Here is a 2,098-nt window from a genome sequence, read left to right as displayed (position 1 = left end):
CGCAACATGAGCACCAAGAGCACTACCGGGCTGGATAGCTCCGTGACGGTGAATACCGGCATGAGCGGGGCCGAGTTTGTCACGCCGGCATGGATGCGGCGCAAGGCTGTGGTGGATCATGAATCTCTGGATCTGGCAGATGTGCCGGTGCTGGAGCAGATCCTGCTGCTGGGCGCATCTGGCGCGAATGTGCTGTTTGTGCCTGATCCGGATGCCGATGGCCCCACGCTGAACCTGCGCAGCCTGTTTGGTCGCGTCCAGCGCGGAGATCTGAGCAACCCCTATGGCGCTGCCCTGCGGCAGCAGACCAGCTTCACCATTACCGAGCGGCTTTAAGCCGCTTTTTTTATGCCTGAAAGGAAGAGTGTCATGCCTGATGATGTGGTGCGGCAGGATGAATTTGTTGCGTTTGAAACCAGCGTGAACGGCAAGTTTTCTACGCTGGAGACTGGCATTGCCAATATCTGGACGGAACTGAAGCGGATCAACAACCGCAAGACCTGGGTAAATGGCGGCCTGGTTATTTTTGGCTCTGCCCTGGGCAGCGGAATTGTCCAGGCGTTGCAGCATATGCACCCGTGACAACCGAAAACCGGCTTTTGTAAACCTGACCACGAAAACCTGCCAACGTTTTAGCCCACTGCAAAGGGCTGTTTTCTGCGGGTTTTGTGCTCCGGTGGACTAATCCGGGCAAGATCACCTGTAAACTCGTCCATGTTGAACAGATATGTGGATGCCTTACAGCTTTTTGACCGTAAGGCGGTTCCATATCTCAATAAGAACTACGGATACGAGGGGGAAGCAGATAAATGCAATCCATCCTGTTGTTGTCATCCTATCAATCCATTCAACGTTTGTTGGCCAAGTTTATGTAACCTTATTCCACCAGCGCTAAAGCTGACTAGGAACAATACATATATATACCATGGCTGTGTATGTGCAGGACTTCCAAACGTTAAATTCACTAATGGAGCTAACGCACCGATAGTGAAGTAGGATGTTCCCAAAGTATTCAGGGCATTAGCGCGTAGCTTAAGCCGCTCATTATGAACAAGTTTCTCAGTAGGCGTCATGCGCCTCATCAAATGTGACCGTCCGAGTCTGGTCAATCACATTTTGTTTCCACTCCGGCCGCCATTGAGCGGCCTTTTTTGTATCCGGAAAATTGATGAATGATCCGATCCTACTGGCGGCAGATCTGTGCCGCCGGTCTGAAGGCTTGCGCCTGCGCCCATATGTGTGCCCGGCCGGGTATTGGACAATCGGCTATGGCAGCCGGTTTCTGGCCAACGGGGCCGCCGTAACCGCCAGCACCGCACCCATTACGGCTGAATATGCCAATGCCTTGCTGCAAGGCACGCTGGCCAAGCTGTTGCCGCAGATCCTGCGGCTGGTGCGTGTGCCGCTGACATCCGGCCAGCAGGCCGCACTGTTGGACTTTACTTACAACCTCGGATTGCCAGCACTTGCGGGATCCACACTGTTGAAGCTGCTGAACGCAGGGCAGGGGAATGCCGCCCGCAATCAGTTGCTGCTGTGGAACCACATGCACCGCAATGGCCAGCTGATCACTGTGGCCGGCCTGACGTTGCGCCGGCGTGCCGAATGGCAGCTGTGGGCCAGCTGATCCGATTCCTGAAAAATTCCTACTGAAAGTGACATCATGTTCATGACTGAACGCGAACTGAACCGGCTGGCTGATCTGATTGCAGAGCGGCTGGAAAAACGCGGCCTGTGCATTGCTGCACCCCGCAATGGCCAAGCCCTGCTGGTGGAAGACGTGGACATCAACACGCTGCCCAGCAGCCTGCGCGGCGCACAGGGCTGAACAGCCAGAAACCCCAGATTTTCACACATACAGGGCATGCGCAGCGTGCCCGAAGGGTAGATCCATGAACCTGTCCCGTATCAGCGCATATCTGCGCCAGCCCACCACGCTGTTTGCCCTATCCCTTATTTTGGGGGATCTGGTAGCCACGTGGTTTAACGTGATTCCGGCCGGTGGCTCTGCTGCCATGCTGATTGCTGCATTGCCTCTGCTGGGCAGTGATAACAGCGGCATTATTGCAGCCCTTCTGGCCAACAAGGCGGATCTGGA

At 55.2% G+C, this 2,098-nt stretch carries 3 protein-coding genes and 2 pseudogenes; all 5 read left to right on the top strand.

Annotated features, from left to right (window positions below):
* Window positions 1–336 (top strand): annotated as a pseudogene (locus FKW19_RS14580) (hypothetical protein); the annotation flags it as partial.
* Window positions 337–369: 33 nt separating this feature from the next.
* The gene (locus tag FKW19_RS14575; RefSeq protein ID WP_003628621.1) at window positions 370–582 is read left to right on the top strand and encodes a hypothetical protein; all 213 of its coding nucleotides are present in this window, start codon (window positions 370–372) and stop codon (window positions 580–582) included.
* Between the two features lie 586 nt (window positions 583–1,168).
* On the top strand, window positions 1,169–1,627 hold the full coding sequence (locus tag FKW19_RS14570) for a lysozyme (protein WP_035354359.1): 459 nt from the start codon (window positions 1,169–1,171) through the stop codon (window positions 1,625–1,627).
* 42 nt (window positions 1,628–1,669) lie between these two features.
* A complete protein-coding gene (locus FKW19_RS15490) occupies window positions 1,670–1,828 on the top strand; it encodes a hypothetical protein (protein WP_162784330.1) in 159 nt (52 codons plus the stop codon).
* A gap of 64 nt (window positions 1,829–1,892) precedes the next feature.
* Window positions 1,893–2,098: pseudogene (locus FKW19_RS14565) on the top strand (hypothetical protein); the annotation flags it as partial.

The organism is Acetobacter sp. DmW_125128 (assembly GCF_008704325.1).
Lineage (GTDB): Bacteria > Pseudomonadota > Alphaproteobacteria > Acetobacterales > Acetobacteraceae > Acetobacter > Acetobacter oryzifermentans.
Note: the sequence above shows the minus strand (reverse complement) of the source record. Positions and strands in the feature narration are given on the sequence as shown.